This window comes from Pedobacter sp. ISL-64, from assembly GCF_018613605.1.
Classification (GTDB): domain Bacteria; phylum Bacteroidota; class Bacteroidia; order Sphingobacteriales; family Sphingobacteriaceae; genus Pedobacter.
In genome coordinates, this window is the sequence record NZ_JAGGPU010000005.1 from 150,326 (window position 1) to 171,434 (window position 21,109).

Consider the following 21,109-nt stretch of genomic DNA (forward strand, 5'->3'; position numbering starts at 1 on the left):
TGTTAACCTGTTATTATAGGCTGATGATTTATTATTTTTGTGTAATTCCTTTCCAATTATCTGTTCTGAAAGGGATGGCAGGCAAACCTTCAGCATTTATCAGGTTACATTCTGGATTATCAGCCCAGGCATAACGTACAGCTTGCGGATCCCGCACCTGATCAGCATAAACCACCACATATTTTCCCTTTATGGTGGCTTTAGCCCAGTAAAACTGTTGATCATTACCCGCTATCGAGAACCCTGTTATTTCTTTGGCATCTTTGGTTTGAAGGCCAGCTGAAATATTGGCAAAACTGATGTAGATACGGTTTGCTTCTTTCCGGTAACTTTTATACAAAGGCCCCGATGCTGTGAGGTTTTGTTTATACACCAGTTTATTGGCATTTAATGCCAGGCGTCGGCCAACCTCCTGTTTGTTCACTGGATGGATATTATCTGCTTCACCGATATCGATGATACAGGCCATACCAGTATTGGGTTGCGATAATGTTAACGTTTGAGCTTCCCTTAATTCGGCCCATTCACTTTCGAAAGGAAGCGGCTTTGTTTTTTTGAAATTTGCAAGCTGAACATACAGAAATGGCAGATCGCCTTGTTTCCAACGTTTTCGCCAGTCGTCAATCAGCATGGGAAATAACTTTCGGTAGTTATAGGCCTCGGCCCCATTGGCTTCTCCCTGATACCAGAGAAATCCTTTGATACCAAAAGGAATAACCGGATTGATCATTGCATTGAACAGCAATGAGGGATAATTTTGATAATTCTTTATTTTGGGCAAGCCTGGTTCAAGGTCTTTTTGATACCGCCATATTCCGGCTAAGGAAACTTTAACAGTACCATCAGTGATATTAATTCCCTCTGTAGGAGGATTTAAGCCACCGCCACCCCATAACATTGCTATCCTGAGGCTAATCGTATTTTCGCCTTTTCTAATTAATTTAGCTGGAATAGTATAGGATTGTTTCGGATCACTGTTCCATATGGTTTTACAGATTTCTTCGCCATTGAAATACATCGAATAGTTTATCTCCGGGTGCCCGAGATGCAGGGTTAAATCTTTTCCGAAAAAGGATTCGGGCAAGATTATCTTTTTACGCAGCCATACCATCCCTTCATAAGGCCCGATGCCAAAATCTTTGATCAGTCGGGGCATTTCTACAGTGGGCCAGCCAGAATCATCATATCCGGTTGCTGGTATTGTTTTATCTGTATTATTTTGCGGATGATATACGATATCCCAGAAACGGATCAGACTAAGGCTATCATTTACAAAACTTTGTTCACTTAACGTATCGTTGGCAGCGATATTTGTTTTGGTAATCGGCGAAGTTAGCAATTGCTCCCGGCTTGTCCACGATTCTATAGGCGTGCCTCCCCAGGTGCTTTGGATAATACCAATGGGAACATGCTGACCACGATGTATTTTTCGGGAAAAATAATAGGCAACAGCCGAAAACTGCGGCACATTTACAGGATTACAAACTGCCCATGTTCCCCCAGGGATATTGTACTGTGGTGTTAATTTCTTATCGTGCCCTACCTGAAGGAAACGTATTTGTGAAAAATCGGCATTTGCAATTTCCTTAGTAGCATCCTGAGACTGCTGTACCGACCATTCCATATTGGATTGCCCGGAAGCCAGCCATACATCGCCGATAAGGATTCCTTTCAGTTTAATTTCGGCATTTGGTTTTCCTACTTCAGAAATGCTGAGCTCGTATGGGCCCCCTGCTTTTAATACCGGAAAGAGAAGTTTCCATTGCCCTGCATGATCTGCTATTGCAGTTGCTCTGAATTTCCCAAGTGCTGCTATGATATGCTGCCCAGGTGCAGCGCTTCCCCAAACGGGAATTTTAATACCTCGCTGTAAAACCATGCTATCTCCAAACACTTTTGGCAGTGTAATCTGAGCATGCCCCTCATGGATAAAAAAGAACAGCATAAAAAATATAAACCAGGCTTGTATCTGTATTCTCATCATTTGTGTGTATTGTTATTCTCTCGGAGATGGAGGTTTTCCATCCATCAATAGCTAAGCTTCCATTTAACCGAGAGATCTTCTATATTTACCAAAATCTACGATCCATAAAAGAACCGTAGATTTACTTACTTTTTACGGTATAAACCGCATTTGCTTTTACTTAGATCCAGCAATAAGGGCATTTACAACCCCTTGATCGAGGACTTTATTATTTCTGCGGTCTAAAACAGTACCCTGTTCCCAAAAGAAGGGCTTAAGGCCAAATTTAATGGCCTGTTGGGTTGAGTAAGCTGTCCAATAATCTATCGACTCATTGTGTTTTGCCACATCCGAAGGCAGATAATTGGGATTTGCTCTCCTGAAAGCTGCATATTCACCCATGATTACCGGGATGCCTTTGTCTACAAATTTAGCTTTCATCAATCCGTATATCCTCAGTATTTCGCTTTCTTCTCCCCAGGTCGCATTTCGGCCCGGATCGGTAACCGAATGATGACCCATTCCCCAGTAGTAGAACATTTTACCCCAGTTGGCATCACCATCCATCAATATTGTAAATTGAGATGGGGTATAATTATGCACTTCAACCATCATTCGATTGGCAACCTGATCTGTAGGAAGGGTATTCATCAGATTATTTGTTTTTTCGAAATCGGTACCCGGCCCCTGAACAACCAGCACCCGGTAGCTGTTTCTGCCACCTGTAGCGCGAACGGCATTTATAAATGTTTGGTGGTAACTGTTTAATATTGCCATCTGTTCTGCATTTTCGGCTGGAGGTTCATTCGCGCTGGCAAACATCAGGTGCTCATCAAAATCTCTCATGGTTGTAGCAATCTGCTCCCATAATGCTTTTTGCTTAGCATTAACAGCGTCTTTCTTTGTTGAATTAATGTTTTTATCAAGCCAACCGCCATCCCAGTGGATATTCAGCAGTACGTACATATCGTTGTCAACGCAATATTTAACTACTTCTTTAACACGGTTAAGCCATGCAGGATCAATTGTAGCCTTTTGCTCGTCGCTCAAATGTTTCCAGTCCCAGGCGCAGGGAATGCGTATTGCATTAAAACCTGTCTGTTTTACAAATTTCACGTACGATTCGGTAATCTGGGGATTACCCCAGCCACTTTCACCACCCGGCGATTCCATTGTATTACCGATGTTTATGCCCAAATTCATTTTGGCAGCCAGTTGCACAGCCGTGCTGCCCATACCTGTTTGGTCTGGTGCTTTTGGCGATGTATTATACGATGGATATAAAGCACTTACTTCAGGTAAAGAAACGCTGAGCTGAGACTGAACATCCTCCTTTTTTTTGCAAAAAGCAGTAAGCAGTGTAAATATCAACAGTACTAAGATGTAATGTTGTCTTCTAATTTTTATATTTCTGAACAGATCCATTAATTTTATATATCAGCTGTGCTATAACCCCCGTTATATATTATCACTTGTCATTAATATGGAAGTAATCAAAGTCTGCATAACCTCCAATGTTTTTAGTCGCATAATTAAACAGCGCAAAACGATAGCCCATGAAATGTGGAATGTCGTATTTCATCTTTAAAGGTTGCCCTATTGCTTTCCAAACTTTTCCATCAAGACTGTAAAAGAAATTCGCTTCATCTTTCCCATTAAGCGCGTAAAGGTTATTAGCTTCATCGTTCTTGCCGGTAAAATCGCAATCGATTCTGAAGTAAATTTGGTTTTGATCCAATGGAATTCGCTTTACTTCGACAGGCTTATCATGATCAGTAGTGATCATTACTATCGACTTTTGCCCCGCATCAATTTTAACGCCCACTGATCCATACTTTTTTTGGAAAGCTGAAAACCCGGCAAAATCGCCGTCTTTCATTTTGGAAACATCCAGGGCAACAGATGCTGAGCTGGTTGGTCCAATAGTACGTTGTGTAAGTGTGTTTCTGGCCTGAAAAAAATCAGTGTCGATTCTTCCTGTTTTGAGGCGTAGAAATCCTTTTCTTTCAGTTACAGACCACAGCGCATTATCCGGATTATGATTCCATTGCCAAGCCAGCGGCAAAGCAGGTTCGCCTTTTTTACGGGTAAATTCATCAGAAGACACAATGCCCGGAATTAAACCTTTACTGGCTGGCAGGTCTAGGTGTTCCGGGACTTTACCATTTTCTCCTAATACAGGCCATCCATCTTCCCACTTTACAGGAACCAGATAGGGTGTACGGCCCACCGCGCCATAATCACGAAAAAGATAAGAGAACCAACGTCCATCGGGAGTATTGATCAGTCCGCCTTGAGCAATTCCTCTATCCAGTAAGCCAACTTTTCCTTCCCAAGGGCCGTTAATATGATCTGCCCTATGTATAATTACAGTACGCATTCCACCGCGTGGTGCGCAAATATTAAATAAATAATATTTGCCTTTTACTTTAAATAATTGAGATCCTTCAGCGCCAAGGCCTACTTCTTTTCCTGTTGGTGCGCTGGCGTGCTCGATGAGCACTCGCTCCGGAACGCCTTGTTTAATTCCTGTTAGATCATCATTTAATTCAACAATTTTAAGCCGCTCTGCGTCATAAATTAAATATACCTTGCCATCATCATCAAAGAACAAAGAATGGTCATGATACGCTGGTTTAAAGGAAATTCTTTGCCAATTTCCTTTTTCTATATCTTTTGTTTTAAAAATATAGGTTTCACCTGTGGTTTGTGCAAAAGTGGTTACATAATACGTCCCGTTGTGGTAGCGCAAGCTACTTGCCCATGAACCTTTACTATAGGTATTTTTTCCTTCTGTCAAATTTAGCTCCGGCATATCTGCCAAAGTATCATAGGCATAGTTGATCAGCTTCCAATTGACGAGATCTGTAGATTTCATAATGGGCACACCAGGGTTCATGTGCATTGTTGTACTGCTCATGTAATAGCTATTGCCTACACGTATTATTGAAATATCCGGTACATCTGCATAAATAATGGGATTGGTGGCTTTTTGTGCGTATAAACACGGCACTATAAGGGTGATCATTAAGGCTATCATGCATAACCTGTAAATCGCATTTTTCATATTTTCATTTGGCTTTTTCATTCTTAACCGATTTTAATTTATAATTAGCATCAATAAACCTGCAGCCAGAATTAACGAATGAATTTCCATTCATCGAACAAAAAACCCGCTCCATTAAACACGAAATAGATATTCTCTACTCCTTTATCTATTTTCAGGTCTATTTTCTTTGAAAGTGTAGTCCATTCCTTCTCATCACATGTAAGGGAAACAAGAGGAGTACCTTTAAGATTATTGACATAGACATCAATTCTGCCTTTTCCTTTTGCCCTGGCTTCGAATTTGGAAGGGATCTGTTTGCTAAAATCGGCTCCCCTCACCATAAGACATTGTTGATCTGCTTTTCCTTTGGCGACCATATTGCCCGGATTACCAACAGCTTCGAACTGGACTTGCCCTGAAGTACTTGCAGTGGTTTCTGCCTGCTGAAGAACGAATGGATTTAATGGGTTAAGTTGTGAAGTACCTTTAAAGGTTGCGTTGACCATGGGGATATTTACATTCTTTTCATCTACCTCTATTGGTTCTATACCCACATTACGAAAACCACCCTTAGTACCAAAATAATCCTGTAAATACATGGCATGGTAAGCAAGATAATATTTCTCTTTAAATTTGAACAGGTGAGTGTGATTGTTTGTCAAAGGCCCCACGTTAACATCGCCAGTATTCTTAAAATAATTATCGCGATACTTCCAGCTATCCGGATCTAACGGTGTTTTACTCGTCATATAAGATATGTTGCATTTGGTTGGTTTGTCGATATTGCTATAAGGCCATTCCGTGCGTTCATCCCAACTCGTACAATAGCTATAAACCCAGGTTCCATTGATAAAGTTAAGATCGCTGGCCTCATTAAAATAAGGAGCGGGTATCTTAGCTATATTGCTGGCCAAACTGATCATATCTGCTCCTAATTTGACGATTCTGGCATTATCTGGCATATATTTCGTTTTAGGCGTTCCGGCTCCAAAACTCAGCCAGCCTGTACCCTGGTCGTCAATAAGAACACCGGGATCGAATGGAGATCCGACATCCACACCGGGGACAGAACGGTCGACTATGTTCTTTCCCAGTGGGTCTTTCCATGGGCCAACCGGAGAGGTGGAAGTAAGCATGGCTGAGCCACCACCGCCATTGGAGTAATACAGATAGAAGTGTGTCTTACCATCTTCTTCCAGCCTGGATGTAATGGAAGGTGCCCAGGAATTCTGGCTCCATGGTGCCAGCTCGGCAGTATTGATGAGACCATGATAGGTCCAGTTTACCATATCATCGGAAGACATCATCACCAGTGTACGGATATGCTCGTATGTATTTTTCCCATCTTTTCCTACCTTCTCATACTGTTGATGATCATTAGTGGCATACACATAAATTCTTCCATTGTATTCTACAGCTGTTGGATCGGCCGTAAACATAAAATCTAATAAAGGATTGGCATTATTGGAGGTAAGTTTTGGCGAAACATTTGCGAATTTTTCTGCCAGTTTTTCATTAACTACTTTCGGTTTACCCACCTTAATCTGGGCTTCTACAACTTGTTTACATCCTAGAAAAGAGATAACAAGGGCCGTACTTAACAACACTTTTTTTTTAAACATGCTTTTTTATTTTCCTTAAAAAATGGATAGTCTTTAAGGGTTTTTTTCAATTGGTTAATTATTCTTTAAGCTAAGCAACAAAAGGTGAACCCTTCCGCGGGAATGGCGAACGTTAATCCATCTCAGGGAGGGAATAACCTTATGCTATAATTGACACTATATTATTTACTTATAATCCTGCAAGAGCACACACTGTATTAATAAATGTCTGGTGGTTACTATTGAGTATGGCCATCTGCTAGGCATTATCAGCAGCAGGTACATTCGCACTGGCAAATTTTAATCAGTAAAGCCCTACGGCAGCATACTGCCGTAGGGCTTTAGTTTATTTAATTTTTACAACTCTCAAATTATCAACAGCGCCATAAAAGCTGGCTGCCGAAAGCGTGTAGTTATGTATATACATGATGCATGAGGTATTTCCGGATGCACCTGTTAAATCGGCAATTTTGGTTAGTGGATCCCCCATCCCCTCGCCAAGCTCAGGATGTGATGCACGGAAAGATGTTAATGGAATAGTTACGGTTACCCATCCTTTTGTACTGTACGGTACCGTGGTCGTGGCGTTTATTCGCCATGGCTCCCATCGGGCTACATGGCCATTTACTCCACTTACAATATCAACTGTAGTACCCTTCCAAGCTTTTGGGATATTTACTTCAAATTTAAATGCCCAATCGCTAGCCGCATCTGCAATATTGGTTTGAGGTACCCATTGTGCTGCATTCATGGGTATGTTTGTAGACCAAGGCCATCCGTCGCTACTGGACAAGCCATTAATATCCAACACAAAATAGGTGCTTGAATTGCCAGTGAAATTAGAATCGCCTTTAGTTTGTTTACCAGCGCCCCAGTATTGCCAGTTAAAATTACTGTCCCAGTTTGATATAGAGCCTGTTACTACATCATTAACCTGGTACACAGTAGTAGCCGTGCCAAACGGTGTAGTAACTGAAACCGGTCCGCTTTGCGTTAGTGTTGGCAAAATGAATCCAACAGAACTCCCATTCTTGGATGATACAAATGAAGTAACCGGGGTACCTGCAAACGTCAGCGTTTGAATATCTTTAAGATAGACACCATAAACATACACCGAATCACCTGGGTTTGCATTTTCATTGGTAATACCTGCTATAACCGGGGTCGCAATTATTTTATGATTCAACGTACCGCTTTTGGTGATGATTGATATCTGATCGTTGGTCGTTACAGCCGGCATCAAAAATCCAATAGAATTCCCCGCAGTGTCTAATTTAAAGGATTGGATTGGGGTGCCCCTATACGAAAAGCGTTGAATGAAAAATAAGCCTGAGCCATAAACATAAACAGAATCGCCTGGGTTGGCATATAAATTGGAAATTCCGGCAAAGGTAGGTGCTGCCGGACCTAATTTAAAAGAAAACCTTGTGGAACCTGCTTTTGTAGTATACTCTACCATATAGAGTTTAGCAGTATCAATTTTTGAAAACTGCATGTCGGGTATTCGCACCACGGCGCTGTTAGGCGCAAATAAAGCGCTGTTAAAAGAAGCAGGCACACCATTAAAACTTATTTGTGTAGCATTCTGCAAATTATCTCCGGTTATCACCACATATTGCCCGTTTGGCGCAGCACTATGCAAAACGGTATCATTAGGTGAGGCTGCATAATTCTTGATACTCAGAATAACTGGAGCAGAACTGTTTTCTCTATCTTTTTTACACGCAGGTAATACAGCCGCTATCATTAAGAAAAGCAGCAAAGAGTAGAAGGTTAGATATGATTTTATTTTCATTACAATATCTTTTAATTTTTTTAATTAATAATATGGTACCGGTGGTTCTGCCAATTTAGGGGCGGTGGTTAGCTCAGATGACGGAATTGGCAATGTAAATGAAGAGATAGTTGCCGGAAGCGTAAGTGGTGGAGCAATAGTATCCCTTGTTGCTATCTTCGTTACAGGATCATAAGTAAACGAAATCCGACCGTGAGTAACATCCTGATCATTAAGAAACTTCACAGCATTAGCCGGATCATAATAAGAATACCTCACCAGATCTGTCCAGTATTGTCCTTCAAAAGCAAGTTCAACCCTTCTTTCCGTGCGCAGTAAAGCCGGAGTTATCGCAGTTACAATATCCACGCCGGCCCTTGTCCGCACAGCATTGAAATACTTTAGCGCATCAGCATCGCTCGTAGTACTATTATTGCCCAAAATGGCTTCGGCATATACCAAATACACATCGGCCAATCTAAGCATTGCATTATGTTCAGGAGATGACCACATATCCATTGTTGGCGAATTGTTGTCTTTTTCGTTCCCGATAATGTGCTTTTTCAGGCCGGTACCGGTCGCCTTATAACCACCGGAGGCTTGAAGTAATTCGGGATAAAGATCTCCTCTGAGCATAATAGTGGCCTTGCGCCTTACCGTATCCTTAGCAGAATACATCCGGTATAAATCATAAGTTGGTTGTAAGCTTTGCCATCCACCTTGCTGTTGAGGAACAAGAGTGTTGCTTGGTGAAAAATAACCCTGTAAAGCATTGCCATTTCCATAACCTACTCCTGCGGCCCATTGAAGCGCGAACAATGACTCAGGGTTATCGTTGTTTTGCACCTTGAAAAGGTCATAATAGCTAGGAAACAATGCCAGCGCGCTATTTTTACACACATTGCCCGCATACTTTTTGGCACTGTCAAGCAAGGCCTGGTCGCGTACACCGCCACTTTTGCCTACACCCGCCATCGTCAAATATACCTTGCCCAACATTCCTTGCGCCGACCATGTAGTTACCCGGCCTTTTTGATCTGTTTTGGGAAGGTGTTGAGCTGCGTAAGTCAGGTCTTTAGCAACGAATTTATACACATCCGAAACAATGTTGCGGTTAAGCAGCGGATCTTTTATCAGTTTACTGTTATCTTCAATAATTGGCACGGCACCCCAATATATCGCCAAATTATAATAAGCCATGGCACGAACAAATTTTGCCTCGGCTGTGGCAGCATTTTTATCTGCTTCCGAAATAGACGGATCAGCCTGCTGTTGTATGGCACTGATAACCGTATTGCATTGTGCTACAGTATTGTATAACCCAACCCAACCATTTGTCACAAGACCATTTTGTGGGGTAACGGTGCGTGTAAAAAGCTGTACTATATCGCCGCTATACTGAAAGCTGCCGGTACCGCTCAATATATCGCCAAGCGGTATCAAGGCGCCATTGTTCCATTGCCACCAGTGTGCACCGCCGTAAAGGCTTGCCGTAGCCAATCGTACATCAGCGGTGGTTTTATAAAAATTGTTAGAACTTATCTGTGAGTTGGACGGACGGTCCAAAAAACTCTTTTTACATCCGACAATTGCTGCTGCACATAGCAGGATGATGAAAATTTTGTTAATTAATTTCATAAACATATATTTTTAATCGCTGATCGTTTTATTATCTCAAGGCTATGTTTGCACCAATAGTAAATACTCTTGGCTGCGGATAATAACCGCTGTCCCAACCTGCCTGAAGTGGATCCCATGAACCAATTTCAGGATCCATACCTTTATATTTTGTAATTATAAATGCATTGGATACATTGGCATACACCCTAACAGAACGCACAGATATTTTTGATAAAAATTTTTCTGACAAACGGTAACCTAAAGTGATATTTTTACACCTCAGGAATGAACCATCCTCAATCATTAAACTATTAGGACGGTTATTACCGTTGGTATTATCGTTTCTCAACCCAGCAATAGTTGTATTAGGGTTGGTAACGTATACGTTGTTAACATCGGATGAAGAGCCTTTAGGATCTACCAGAGCCAAGTTTGCATAATCTAATACCGATGTAAAATAGGCAGCCCCATTTTGCGGATTGGTTTGCTGTATAGCCATTTGATTGAATACCTTGCCGCCATAACTGCCACTGAAGAAAATATTCAGGTCAAAATTTTTGTAGTTAAATGTATTATTGATACCAAATTGGAATTTGGGGATCGGGGAACCCAAAAAGGTTTGATCTTTTGAATCGATAATACCGTCGCCATTCAAATCCTTGAACATACGGTCACCGTACCAAATACCACCGCCTGCTGGAGAGATCGGATAAGGTTTACCGCTTGGATCAGCAGGCCGTGCATGGTTTTTAAAATCTGCTGGAGTTGAGAAAATACCATCAAATACATAGCCATAAAATTCGCCAATGGGCCGGCCCACCGTCGTTTTTTGAATGATATCGTTAATCACATAAGATTTCTTACTTAAGTTAGCATCAGCTCCACCTGCACCTAAGTAGGTCACTTTATTAATATTCCGCGATACAGTAAAACTAGTTTTCCAACCGAAATTTTTAGCATTAATATTGGTAGAATTGATTTGAATATCAAACCCTTTGTTGGTTAACGAGCCAACATTGGCAAAAGGCGCTTGCATAGATCCTGGCCCATAACCCGCTACAGAACCAGAGTATCCTGGAAGCGGCACCTGTAATAAAAGGCCTTTTGTTAAGCGGCTGTAAGCTTCTAACGTAAAACTTAAGCGCCCCTTAAAAAGCGTTCCGTCAAGCCCTGCACTGTAATAATCAGTTTTTTCCCAGGTCACATCTGCATTTGCCAAATTGACTTGAAACTGAGCTATACCTGATAGACCATTGGCTATTGTTTGAAGCTGGGTTACAAATGTATTGCCCGGTATGCCCTGGTTGTTGGTAAGCCCGTAACCGAGCCTCAGCTTCAAGTCATTTATAGCTTTTATATCTTTTAAAAATGCCTCGTTTTTAATTTTCCAGGCAAATCCACCCGAGTAGGTAGTCACCCAACGGTTGTAGGACGGAAAATTTGAAGAACCATCGTTACGTATATTGCCGGTGAGCAGATATTTATCATTCCATGAAAAATTGACACGGCCGAAATAAGATTCCTGTGCAGAGCCTCCCGTAGGGTCTGATAATGAATTGTTGCCGAAGTTTGTGGCCGTGGTAGCATCCCCGCCACTAATCGCCTGCACATTGTCTGAAGCAAAATTCCTTCGCGCACCGCCAAGATTCTGAAAAGTGCTTTCTTGCGATTCATGCCCTGCTAAAGCATCAAAACGAAATTTTTTGAAATTATGGTTATAAGTTAGAAAATTGCGTATTACTATATTAAAATTTTGACCGGCGCTAGAGGAACCGGAGTTAGGGTTTACATTACCTTTGCCAAAACTATAAATTGGCGAATACCTATCTTCTGTATTAAAATCGAAATTACCAGATAGCTCATTTCGCAGCGATAACCCCTTAGCCAATTGTATTTCGGCATACACATTGCCAAATACTTGATTTCGCTTTCTTAAGTGTTTGATAATTTCTGCCAATGCCACCGGGTTGGCAACAGGTGGCACCCAACCGTTGGGATCGATAACCCCTCCCCAGGAGCCATCAGAGTTGGTTACCGGAACATCAGGAGTAAGGCTTAGTGCAGTAGCAATTACATTACTGGAGGTTGAGTTTACTTTTTCATCAATATGCGACAACTGAAGGCTCGTCCCTATTTTTAGCCAATTAGTGGTTTTATTGTCTAAATTCAGCCTTAACGAGTATCTGCTAAAATCAGATCCAATGGCTATCCCTTCCTGGTTAAAATACGAGGTTGACAATAAATATTGGGTTCTGTCATCCCCACCGCTTACAGTAAGTGTGTGATTCATCTGCGGGGCTTTCCTAAATAATTCTTCTTGCCAGTTAGTGCCCTTACCTAAATATTGAGGATTGGCAAATAGGGGCCTTTTATCAAAGGACCAGCCCGAAGCAGCAGACCGGGCATTAATAAAAGTAGCAAATTGTTGCAAATCTACTGTGGGAAGTCGCTTAAGTATTTCCTGGTAACCGGCATAGAAATCATAAGTTATCTGCGGTGCCCCGGCTTTCCCCCTTTTTGTAGTGATTACAACAACTCCATTGGTTGCCTGCGAACCGTATATGGCTGTTGCCGAAGCATCTTTCAATACATCTATTGATTCAATTTCGGCAGGATTGATGGCATTTAACGGATTAGAACCACTCCCGGGGTCGTTTACCGGTGGGATAATAATCCCGTCTATAACGAACAGTGGCGAATTAGAGCCACTTATTGAAGATACGCCACGGATTTGGATAGATACACCACCACCTGGCTGGCCCGATACCTGTTGAACCACTACCCCAGCAACTTTGCCTTGCAGGGCCTGGTCAAAAGTAGTTGGCTGGGTTTGGCGTAAATCGTCTCCTTTGATTGAGCTTATTGAGCCTGTAACATCTTTTCTTGCTACCTTAGCATAGCCAATAACAACAACTTCATCTAATTTTGTAGTTTCGATCTTTAAGGTAACATTGATGACACTGCCATCACCGATCGTTATTTCCTGTGGTTGGAAACCGACCATTTTGAAAGCAAGTACATCCCCGGTATTTCCCTTTATAGAATACTGTCCCTGTTCATTTGTTGATACAACCGTGTTCTTGGGATTGTTCTTAGCCTTGAGTAGCACGATTACTCCGCGCAGCGGTGCGGGGTTGTCGCTCCCCACAACCTTTCCTGTAATCTGCCTCTCCTGGGCATAACCTTTTAAGTGCAGGAGCACTAAGAAAATTACCACCAGCAAAAAAGCCGGTAATTTCCGAATAGAAATTGTTTGGTTCATATTTGGTTTATTTTGGTTTGTTTAGCCCTTAATTAACGACACCTCCAGGAGCAGCGAGAAATAAGAGTTTATTCTTCCCTAACACTGACCCTAGTTGTTTGCCATTAATTATTGGCTTTGAATATTCAAATATAGTTTCAAGTCAAACTGACGAATGCCTCAAATGATACAAAGAAGGATATTTTTGTTACATGGCTATCGGTTGCATTTTGATTAGAAAGCTAAACAAAACACCTGTTAAGCACTGAAAAACAGACAAATAACTAAAAAACAACATAATTTTGCCTTATAAAAACATCTCTCCCTTATGTAACATTTTATCAATTTTTAGGCTTTATCTTGAAATGATTATGTTAACTAAAGTCACATAAATCCCCTAAAAACCATTTATGTTTTAACGGATAATTGTAAGCAACCCTTGCCTGTAAAATACTAAAATTAACAGGCAACATTTGTTACCTATTTAGTAACATATATACCCCGTGTACAAATTACCTATAGTTACTTTTAATTGTTGGCATGCAGATCCTATAACCCATGGACCGGCCTTACTTTTTATAATCAGCGTGATTGCTGGTTCGAATCAGTATTACCGTCTATTGCAGGTTTATCAGTTTCAGCCTGCTAATAATAACTATATCTAACCAAAAAAAATTATGAGCATGAAAATCATCAATCTAACAAGGCTGTTAGAACCAACAAGACTGTGGCTCCGGCTAATGTCGGGAAGTGCATGGCCCGTCAGCATACAAGCAATCGAAAACCGAAAAAACACAACATCAACTGATGGTAACAAACCGTTTTCCTGTATTAACTCAATAAAAAGGAAAACAAACCACATTACCTGCATCAATGGTTTCCCTATCCGATCAATAAAAAAAACTATCTGTAAAAAGCTAGTCATTTAACCTATTATTAGCTGTTATTAGATCAAATATCAATCTAATACAGTTTACTAACCAAATCATCTACAACAATATGAGAACCTTAAAATATTTTATGGGCATCTTCCTGTTCCTTTTGGTAACAAGATGCCAAAAACCGGAAGTTGCCCTTCCAGAATCGGACACAACTAATAAAACAACTGCCAGAACGTTAACCGCAACCAGTTATCCAAGTTATAACCTATCACCTCTTCCACCCGATCAATCGGGAGTAAACAGCACGGCGATGCAGCTCTCGGCAAAATTCACACTGGGCTGGAATATAGGCAACACACTTGAGGCAATTGGCGGTGAAACAAACTGGGGCAATCCTATGGTGAGCCAGGCGCTTATCGATCAGGTTAAAAGAAGCGGTTTTACTGCAGTTCGGATCCCTTGCTCATGGAACCAATATATGGCCAACAGTGCTACGGCAGAGCTTCAGCAATCATGGCTAAACAGGGTAAAGCAGGTTGTGCAATACTGTGTTAACGATGGCCTGTATGTAATCTTAAATATCCATTGGGACGGAGGCTGGCTGGAGAACAACTGCACCACAGCTCAACAGGCCGCGGTTAACGCCATGCAAAAAGCTTTTTGGGAGCAGATTGCTACACAGATGCGTGATTTTGACGAACATGTTATGTTTGCCAGTGCTAATGAACCTGCGGTATCAGATGCAACCGGAATGGGTGTTCTGCTTTCCTATCATCAAACCTTTGTGAATGCCGTCAGATCAACTGGTGGCCGAAATAGTTACAGGGTGTTGGTTATTCAGGGACCCACAACCAGCATTGAATACACCAATAATTTAATGAATACCTTACCCACCGATCCTGCAGCCAATCGCCTGATGGTTGAAGTACACCATTATACTCCCTTTAATTTTGCCGGTCTAACCCAGGATGTAAGTTGGGGCAATATGTTTTATTATTGGGGCGATGGATATCATTCTACTACTGATGCTTCACGGAATGCCACTTATGGTGAGGAATCAAATGCTGGAGCAGATTTTTCGCTGATGAAGACCAAGTATATTGATAAGGGCATTCCGGTTATATTGGGAGAATATGGAGCAATCCGGCGGTCGACAACGCTTTCTGGAGATGCGTTGACACTCCATCTGGCCAGCAGGGCATACTATATAAATCATGTTACCCATCAGGCACTCTTAAATGGCTTACTTCCATTTTATTTCGATGATGGGTCAAGTGGAAACAATGCATTTAGAATCATTGACAGGCAGACAAACGGAGTTGCTGATCAGCAAGGCCTTGCTGCATTGGTACAGGGCGCACAAAATAATACCACTTCAACCATCCAGGTGGGACAAGTTTACCAGATTGTAAACAGATACAGTTTTAAGGCATTGGAAATTGGAGGATGGGGTACTGCCAATCAAACACCCGCTCAGCAATGGGCTTATGTAGCGGGGGCAAACCAGCAGTTCAAAGTGGAAGATGCGGGAGGTGGATATTACAGGTTAACACCAATGCATGCTACCGGAAAGTGTTTAGAAATTAATGGCTGGAGCACCGCTGATGGCGGCCAGGTAGCTTTATGGGATTACAGTGGTGGTGCAAATCAAAAATGGTCAATTCAGATTACCACTAACGGATATTATAGGATCATTAATGTAAATAGCGGAAAGGCTTTGGATATTAATGGATCTTCACTCAACAATGGCGGCACTGCTATTCAATGGTCTTATACCGGTGGGCGTAACCAGCAGTGGGCATTTTTGAAAATATAGACATTACAAATCAATAATCTAATACCGTTGCTCCGCAATGGTGCCTGTTTACCATGCGCTATATGATGAAACGGGGCAGGCAACAGGATATTGGCTAACTAATATGCTATTCCAAGAGGAAGCCAAAGCGGTCGCCAGAAAGATCGAAATCCAATAAAAAATGCCGCATACAGCGGCATTTTTTTTTACATAATCTCGATCAATAGACTTAAAAAAAGAGCTGATGGCAGCTGGAAGATCAATGCATTACCCCCTAAGCTGGAAAAGAGTTTTAACATCCTGACCAATTAACCAGTTAATAAATGTGCGAGAATAAAAGATACATCTGCCGGCTTTCGTACTAAAAGCGCTTTGCTGGATTAATTAATGGTAAACTGAAATAAAAAACCGAGCCCTTTGTTAACTGGCTTTCTGCCCATATCTTTCCGCCATGTCTCTGTATAATCTCGGCAGATAGATAAAGTCCTATTCCAAAACCGGCAACAGTACTCATCCGATTGTTTTCTACCCGGTAAAACCGTTCGAATAGTTTTGGGATATCGTTTTCATCTATTCCCATGCCATGATCCATTATGCGGAATACAGCTGTACCGTTCTCAAGATAACTGTCAATAGTTATTTCACTATCGGCCGGCGAATATTTCACCGCATTGCTGATCAGATTATTGACCACATGGCCAAGTTTGTCTCTGTCTGCGTTCACAAAAAAACCTGGCTGGAATGTGAACTTTATATTATGGTTGTTTACCGTTGCAATATATTCCTCTACCACTTCCTTAAGCAGGACAGACATTTCTATGGGCTGAAAATCCGTCAGCATTTTTCCCGATTCCAAACGCGAGAGGTTGAGAAAACCATTGATCATGCCAGTCATTTTATTGATCTGACGCTCAGCGCCCTGGAGGGCCTTGTCTGCAAAGCCGTTCATTGTACCCTTGGCTTTCAGCTGCATAACCTGAATATAACCTTTCATGGAAGTAAGCGGTGTCTTGAGTTCGTGACTGACCATTGCAATAAAATCATTCTTCCGCTGTTCATCCCTTTTCTGATCTGTCACGTCCATTAAAACAGCATAAAAGCTATCAAAATCGCCATAGCTGCCTTTTTTTAACTTGCCTACGATCCTCATCCAACGGTTCTCACCAGAAATAAGATGTTTGATCGGATAGGTATAATCCAGAGGCTTTCCAAGATTGATACAGTCATGAACGACCCCTTGGAGCGCTGATAGGTATTCGGCACCAACACTGCTCAGCACCATTGCCCAGCTTATCTCCCCCTCAAAGGGCAGACCACAGAGTTTCCTGAACCGCTCTGATACTTCAACCCGTCCTGTTTTGATATCCAGGTTACAACTACCCAGCTCTGCGGCGTCGAAGGCCGACTGTAAGTTATCTTCGCTCTCCCTCAGCGCATCGAGTGCGTCTTTAAGCTGAGCGTTCACTTCTTTCTGAAGATCATTGACCGCTGCGAGTTTTTCATTGATAGTTTCGAGCTCCTGTGTTCTTAGCCTGACTATATTTTCAAGGTTTTCATTGAGTTCATCTGCATTTTTTCTTGCCGCTTCAAGTTCCCTGTGCCTGGTTTCCAAAAGCAACTGGTTTTTCTTCAGCTCGCTCAGATCGGTAATAATGACGCTTAGTGAAGTGCCTTCATCAAGGTTAAGCGCCTTTAGAGAGAGCTGAGCCGCCAAGGAAGTTCCCGAGCTGTTCATGATATCGACTTCTGCCCTGGTGTCCACTTCCCAAGCGCCATCGATTGTCTCTCTGACAAAGGCCTGATCTTCTGTTGAAAAAAATGCCAAAAAGTTTAGACCGATAACTTTTTCTAAAGGTAGCCCCAAAAGCCGTGCGAGTTGTGAGTTGCAATACAGTACCCTATAGGATTCATCGAGCGTAAGTGCGCTTTCGGTCATCTGTTCGATAAAGATCCTGTAGGTATGATCAGCACTCTTAAGCGTAAAAAGCTGATGACCATCCTGACCATTTACAATCAGGGCATCAACTTCTCCAGAGCGGATTGCATGGATAATATCGTTGGCTTCCTCGAGCTGGATACGAAGTTCTTCATAGGCCCGCTCGAGCCTGATATGTTCACTTGACTTCTGCATAACTTAATAACTGATACCCAAACCTTTCAATACTTTCGCACGGTCAGAGCAGTCTCCTATCAGTTTTTTGATAGGAACTGGCGATTTTTTGATCAACATCGGGATGGCCGTCACATCTTCCTGCTGCACTAATAAGGGCTGCTGATGTGCATCAATGATATCCAGCTCGTACCTGCCAGCAATAAATTCCTCACATATTGCACGGATGTTGACAACTGCCCTTGCGGAAACTGGTGATGCACCTGCAATAAAAAGCCTAAGCGAAAAAAAATCAGCGCTTTGAGTACTATCTGGATGATCGGGGTTTCCTATAGGCATAACTAATTATTAATCTTTGTACGTATGTCCAGCCCCACAAGAACTTTTTCCTCATTTGAAAGGTCGCCTATAATTTTACGGACCGGTTCAGGCACCTTTTTTACCAGTGTCGGAATGGCAAATATCTGATCACCTTCAGCCAGCTGTGGTTTTTCCAAAAGATCGATCACCTCAATACTATATTCTCCTTTCAGATGCTCCTCGCAGAGTTTTTTCAGGTTTTCCAGTGCGACTACCGATTTATTGGTTTTACCGGCCACATATAGCCGGAGTTCATATGCTTTCCCCACTATTTATTTTTTTTGTTTACATTTTTTTCTTTCCCACTTTCATCTCCCCTGCGCAGATCAGCAATTTTGTTTATCGTTTCGCCCATGATCTGTTTTTTTAAGGCCTCTTCAACATAAACTTTATTGAGTTCCTCTTCTGCTGATTCATATTCGGATCTTAAACTTTCGATCTTTGATTCTAAAATTTTCCGTTTTCGCTCAAGTTCACGGTCCTTACGGCTGACAGCTTGGGCATGGATGACCTCGCCAGTCTGCGCCATAAGCATCCTTGCCTCCCGCGCCGAGCCGGTTAGCACGCCATCCTCGGTCAGATATACATCCACCAGATCTAATCCCTTATCGGTAATCACAAATTCGCGTATCTGGTTTGAATGTTTCATTCCTCTTGACTTCATGATATACATTCCACGATTCCGCTCACCGTTGCTCTCTATATCACGGATTAAAAGCCAGGCATCAACAAGCGAAGAAACCCCTTCATCGGTCTGTTCATTAACTATATTATTAAGGGTGAGAGCTGTAAACATTACCGTAATCTGTTCAGCCTGCAGAAAATCGATCAGGCGCACGAGCATGGTTTTCACATCACTGACCGATCCTATCGTGATCAGATTGGTGATCGGATCAAGTATAACAACAGATGGCTTGGACTTTCTAATTGCCTTATGGATCGCTACCAGATGCATCTCCAGTCCGTACAAAGTAGGGCGTGAGGCGTAAAATTCAAGCGTTCCTTCCTTAAGGTGTTTTTGAAGATCTAAGCCTATAGAACGCATATTTCTGATGATCTGTTTTGGGGATTCTTCGAAAGCAAAAAAAAGGCATTTCTCTCCCCTCAGGCAGGCCGCATTGGCAAATGTTGCTGCTATACTGGTCTTACCCGTGCCGGCCGTCCCTGAAACCAGGATACTGCTCCCTTTATAAAAGCCAGAATTTCCCAGCATTTTGTCCAGCGCGGCAATACCTGAGGGCAAGCTTTTTGTGGAGACCTCATGATTCAGCTCCAGGGAGGTAACGGGAAGCACAGAGATGCCCTCATCGTCGATCAGAAAGGGATATTCATTGGTTCCATGGACCGATCCCCGGTATTTTACAACCCTGAGCCTCCTAGTGGAGATCTGGTTGATAATCCTGTGATCAAGTAAAATTACACAATCTGACACGTACTCTTCAAGGCCCTGGCGGGTAAGGCCATTCCCTCCACGTTCACCTGTTATGACGGCTGTAACGCCTTTCGATTTTAAAAACTGAAAAAGTCTCCTGATCTCTGCCCGCAGCACTGCTGTATTATTTAAGCCCGCGAAAAGGTTTTCGATGGTATCAAGTGCTACCCTTTTTGCGCCTATACTGTCAATTGCATAGCCAAGCCGGATAAAAAGCCCCTCTAGGTCATACTCTCCGGTCTCCTCAATTTCTGAGCGGTCAATATGCACGTAATCCAACCTTATCTTCTTATCCTTTTCTAATTGTTCCAGATCAAATCCAAGTGATGCTACGTTCGCTTTAAGTTCTTCGGCCTTTTCCTCAAAAGCCATAAATACTCCTGGTTCACCGTAATCCATGGCTCCTTTTACAATGAACTCTATGGAAAAAAGTGTTTTTCCAGAACCGGCCTCACCACAAACAAGTGTGGGTCTTCCCGAGGGCAGCCCGCCTAATGTAATCTCATCAAGTCCGGAAATACCAGTAAGTGTTTTAGGAATTGTACCAGTTGAGCGCCTTTCCAGCTGATTTTTTGATTTAGCCATTTATCTTTTTTTAACGCTTAAACCTTTTATAATAATATCGATCGTTCTTTCTAAACAAACAGGGAATATTAAAAAATGTTTGCAATAAGCGCATATATCAATGCCAGAATTCACTTTATTTAACTTGAACAACAGCCATACATCCGTTGCAGGCCAACAAAAAAACAGAGAAACATCTTACCCCCATCCGTTCATCCAACATCAAAGGTCATTCCGCATCTATCCGGCAGAACATATAAAAAGCGGGCATCCCATACCGCTGCCCGCTTTTAAAGTGCTAGGCATTTCCGCCCGCATTTCCGGCAAGATCTCCCCCAACATCATCTTCATCATCAGTTTCACCGGTAAGCCCCCGTTGAACCTCGTTATCATCAGCTTCTTTTTCTTCGTTGGGACTTATCCTCGACTGTTCATTGCCATTTTCATCTTCGTGGTCTTCTTCTTTTGGATCGATGTAATTTTTCATAGTATCTGTTTTTATTGTAAAACAGATACTTTATACTATAGTTTCAAAAAATTAACAAAGTGGCACTAAATGGTTGCCTGTTCAATAACTGGTCGGGATAGGAAGATTCGAACTTCCGACCTCCAGCACCCCATGCTGGCGCGATACCTGGCTACGCTATATCCCGTTCGCCGGATTCCCTTTAGGGAACACGAAAATTGGTACAAAGATATATCACATTGCGCTTTTGACA

At 42.1% G+C, this 21,109-nt stretch carries 13 protein-coding genes and 1 tRNA gene; 1 reads left to right on the top strand and 13 read right to left on the bottom strand.

What is annotated here, in order from left to right; all coding sequences use genetic code 11:
* Positions 1-31 precede the first annotated feature (31 nt).
* The 7 genes from J7E57_RS07005 to J7E57_RS07035 all read right to left on the bottom strand — a co-directional run bounded on the left by J7E57_RS07005 (position 32) and on the right by J7E57_RS07035 (position 13,269).
* Entirely contained in the window at positions 32-1,984 is a 1,953-nt protein-coding gene (locus tag J7E57_RS07005; RefSeq protein WP_215126451.1) for a sialate O-acetylesterase, read from the bottom strand.
* Between the two features lie 156 nt (positions 1,985-2,140).
* A complete protein-coding gene (locus tag J7E57_RS07010) occupies positions 2,141-3,388 on the bottom strand; it encodes a glycoside hydrolase family 5 protein (RefSeq protein ID WP_215126453.1) in 1,248 nt (415 codons plus the stop codon).
* 43 nt (positions 3,389-3,431) lie between these two features.
* Positions 3,432-5,051 carry a glycoside hydrolase 43 family protein gene (locus J7E57_RS07015; protein ID WP_251029833.1) on the bottom strand — a complete coding sequence of 540 codons (1,620 nt, stop codon included), beginning with the start codon at positions 5,049-5,051 and terminating at the stop codon, positions 3,432-3,434.
* A gap of 50 nt (positions 5,052-5,101) precedes the next feature.
* Positions 5,102-6,634 (bottom strand): glycoside hydrolase family 43 protein, encoded by a 1,533-nt coding sequence (locus J7E57_RS07020; RefSeq protein WP_215126455.1) that lies wholly within the window; start codon positions 6,632-6,634, stop codon positions 5,102-5,104.
* A 325-nt stretch (positions 6,635-6,959) separates the two neighbouring features.
* The gene (locus J7E57_RS07025; RefSeq protein WP_215126457.1) at positions 6,960-8,408 is read right to left on the bottom strand and encodes a glycan-binding surface protein; all 1,449 of its coding nucleotides are present in this window, start codon (positions 8,406-8,408) and stop codon (positions 6,960-6,962) included.
* A gap of 24 nt (positions 8,409-8,432) precedes the next feature.
* Positions 8,433-10,025, bottom strand: a complete 1,593-nt coding sequence (locus tag J7E57_RS07030; protein WP_215126459.1) for a RagB/SusD family nutrient uptake outer membrane protein — start codon at positions 10,023-10,025, stop codon at positions 8,433-8,435.
* A 31-nt stretch (positions 10,026-10,056) separates the two neighbouring features.
* Positions 10,057-13,269, bottom strand: coding sequence for a SusC/RagA family TonB-linked outer membrane protein (locus tag J7E57_RS07035; protein WP_215126462.1), 3,213 nt, complete (start codon positions 13,267-13,269; stop codon positions 10,057-10,059).
* A gap of 978 nt (positions 13,270-14,247) precedes the next feature.
* On the opposite strand from J7E57_RS07035, the gene J7E57_RS07040 reads away from it, so the two are divergent.
* On the top strand, positions 14,248-15,945 hold the full coding sequence (locus J7E57_RS07040; protein ID WP_215126464.1) for a cellulase family glycosylhydrolase: 1,698 nt from the start codon (positions 14,248-14,250) through the stop codon (positions 15,943-15,945).
* 340 nt (positions 15,946-16,285) lie between these two features.
* Here J7E57_RS07040 and J7E57_RS07045 read toward each other — a convergent pair whose 3' ends face one another.
* The 6 genes from J7E57_RS07045 to J7E57_RS07070 form a co-directional block, all read right to left on the bottom strand.
* A complete protein-coding gene (locus J7E57_RS07045; protein WP_215126466.1) occupies positions 16,286-18,055 on the bottom strand; it encodes an ATP-binding protein in 1,770 nt (589 codons plus the stop codon).
* A gap of 3 nt (positions 18,056-18,058) precedes the next feature.
* Positions 18,059-18,373: a circadian clock KaiB family protein gene (locus tag J7E57_RS07050; protein WP_215126468.1), complete on the bottom strand. Its 315-nt coding sequence runs from the start codon at positions 18,371-18,373 to the stop codon at positions 18,059-18,061.
* Between the two features lie 2 nt (positions 18,374-18,375).
* Positions 18,376-18,663: a circadian clock protein KaiB gene (gene kaiB / locus J7E57_RS07055; RefSeq protein WP_215126470.1), complete on the bottom strand. Its 288-nt coding sequence runs from the start codon at positions 18,661-18,663 to the stop codon at positions 18,376-18,378.
* On the bottom strand, positions 18,663-20,411 hold the full coding sequence (gene kaiC, locus J7E57_RS07060; RefSeq protein ID WP_215126472.1) for a circadian clock protein KaiC: 1,749 nt from the start codon (positions 20,409-20,411) through the stop codon (positions 18,663-18,665). Before kaiC ends, kaiB begins: the two co-directional genes overlap by 1 nt.
* A gap of 277 nt (positions 20,412-20,688) precedes the next feature.
* Positions 20,689-20,877, bottom strand: a complete 189-nt coding sequence (locus tag J7E57_RS07065) for a hypothetical protein (protein WP_215126474.1) — start codon at positions 20,875-20,877, stop codon at positions 20,689-20,691.
* Positions 20,878-20,966: 89 nt separating this feature from the next.
* Positions 20,967-21,043 (bottom strand) — tRNA-Pro (locus tag J7E57_RS07070).
* Positions 21,044-21,109: the final 66 nt, after the last annotated feature.

Excerpts from the sequence above, each read along its gene's own strand:
- J7E57_RS07010 (WP_215126453.1), bottom strand. The coding sequence starts at position 3,388 with ATGGATCTGTTCAGAAATATAAAAATTAGAAGACAACATTACATCTTA.
- J7E57_RS07040 (WP_215126464.1), top strand. The coding sequence starts at position 14,248 with ATGAGAACCTTAAAATATTTTATGGGCATCTTCCTGTTCCTTTTGGTA.
- J7E57_RS07045 (WP_215126466.1), bottom strand. The coding sequence starts at position 18,055 with ATGCAGAAGTCAAGTGAACATATCAGGCTCGAGCGGGCCTATGAAGAA.
- J7E57_RS07020 (WP_215126455.1), bottom strand. The coding sequence starts at position 6,634 with ATGTTTAAAAAAAAAGTGTTGTTAAGTACGGCCCTTGTTATCTCTTTT.
- J7E57_RS07035 (WP_215126462.1), bottom strand. The coding sequence starts at position 13,269 with ATGAACCAAACAATTTCTATTCGGAAATTACCGGCTTTTTTGCTGGTG.
- J7E57_RS07065 (WP_215126474.1), bottom strand. The coding sequence starts at position 20,877 with ATGAAAAATTACATCGATCCAAAAGAAGAAGACCACGAAGATGAAAAT.
- J7E57_RS07015 (WP_251029833.1), bottom strand. The coding sequence starts at position 5,051 with ATGAAAAAGCCAAATGAAAATATGAAAAATGCGATTTACAGGTTATGC.
- J7E57_RS07025 (WP_215126457.1), bottom strand. The coding sequence starts at position 8,408 with ATGAAAATAAAATCATATCTAACCTTCTACTCTTTGCTGCTTTTCTTA.
- J7E57_RS07005 (WP_215126451.1), bottom strand. The coding sequence starts at position 1,984 with ATGATGAGAATACAGATACAAGCCTGGTTTATATTTTTTATGCTGTTC.
- J7E57_RS07030 (WP_215126459.1), bottom strand. The coding sequence starts at position 10,025 with ATGAAATTAATTAACAAAATTTTCATCATCCTGCTATGTGCAGCAGCA.
- kaiC (WP_215126472.1), bottom strand. The coding sequence starts at position 20,411 with ATGGCTAAATCAAAAAATCAGCTGGAAAGGCGCTCAACTGGTACAATT.
- J7E57_RS07050 (WP_215126468.1), bottom strand. The coding sequence starts at position 18,373 with ATGCCTATAGGAAACCCCGATCATCCAGATAGTACTCAAAGCGCTGAT.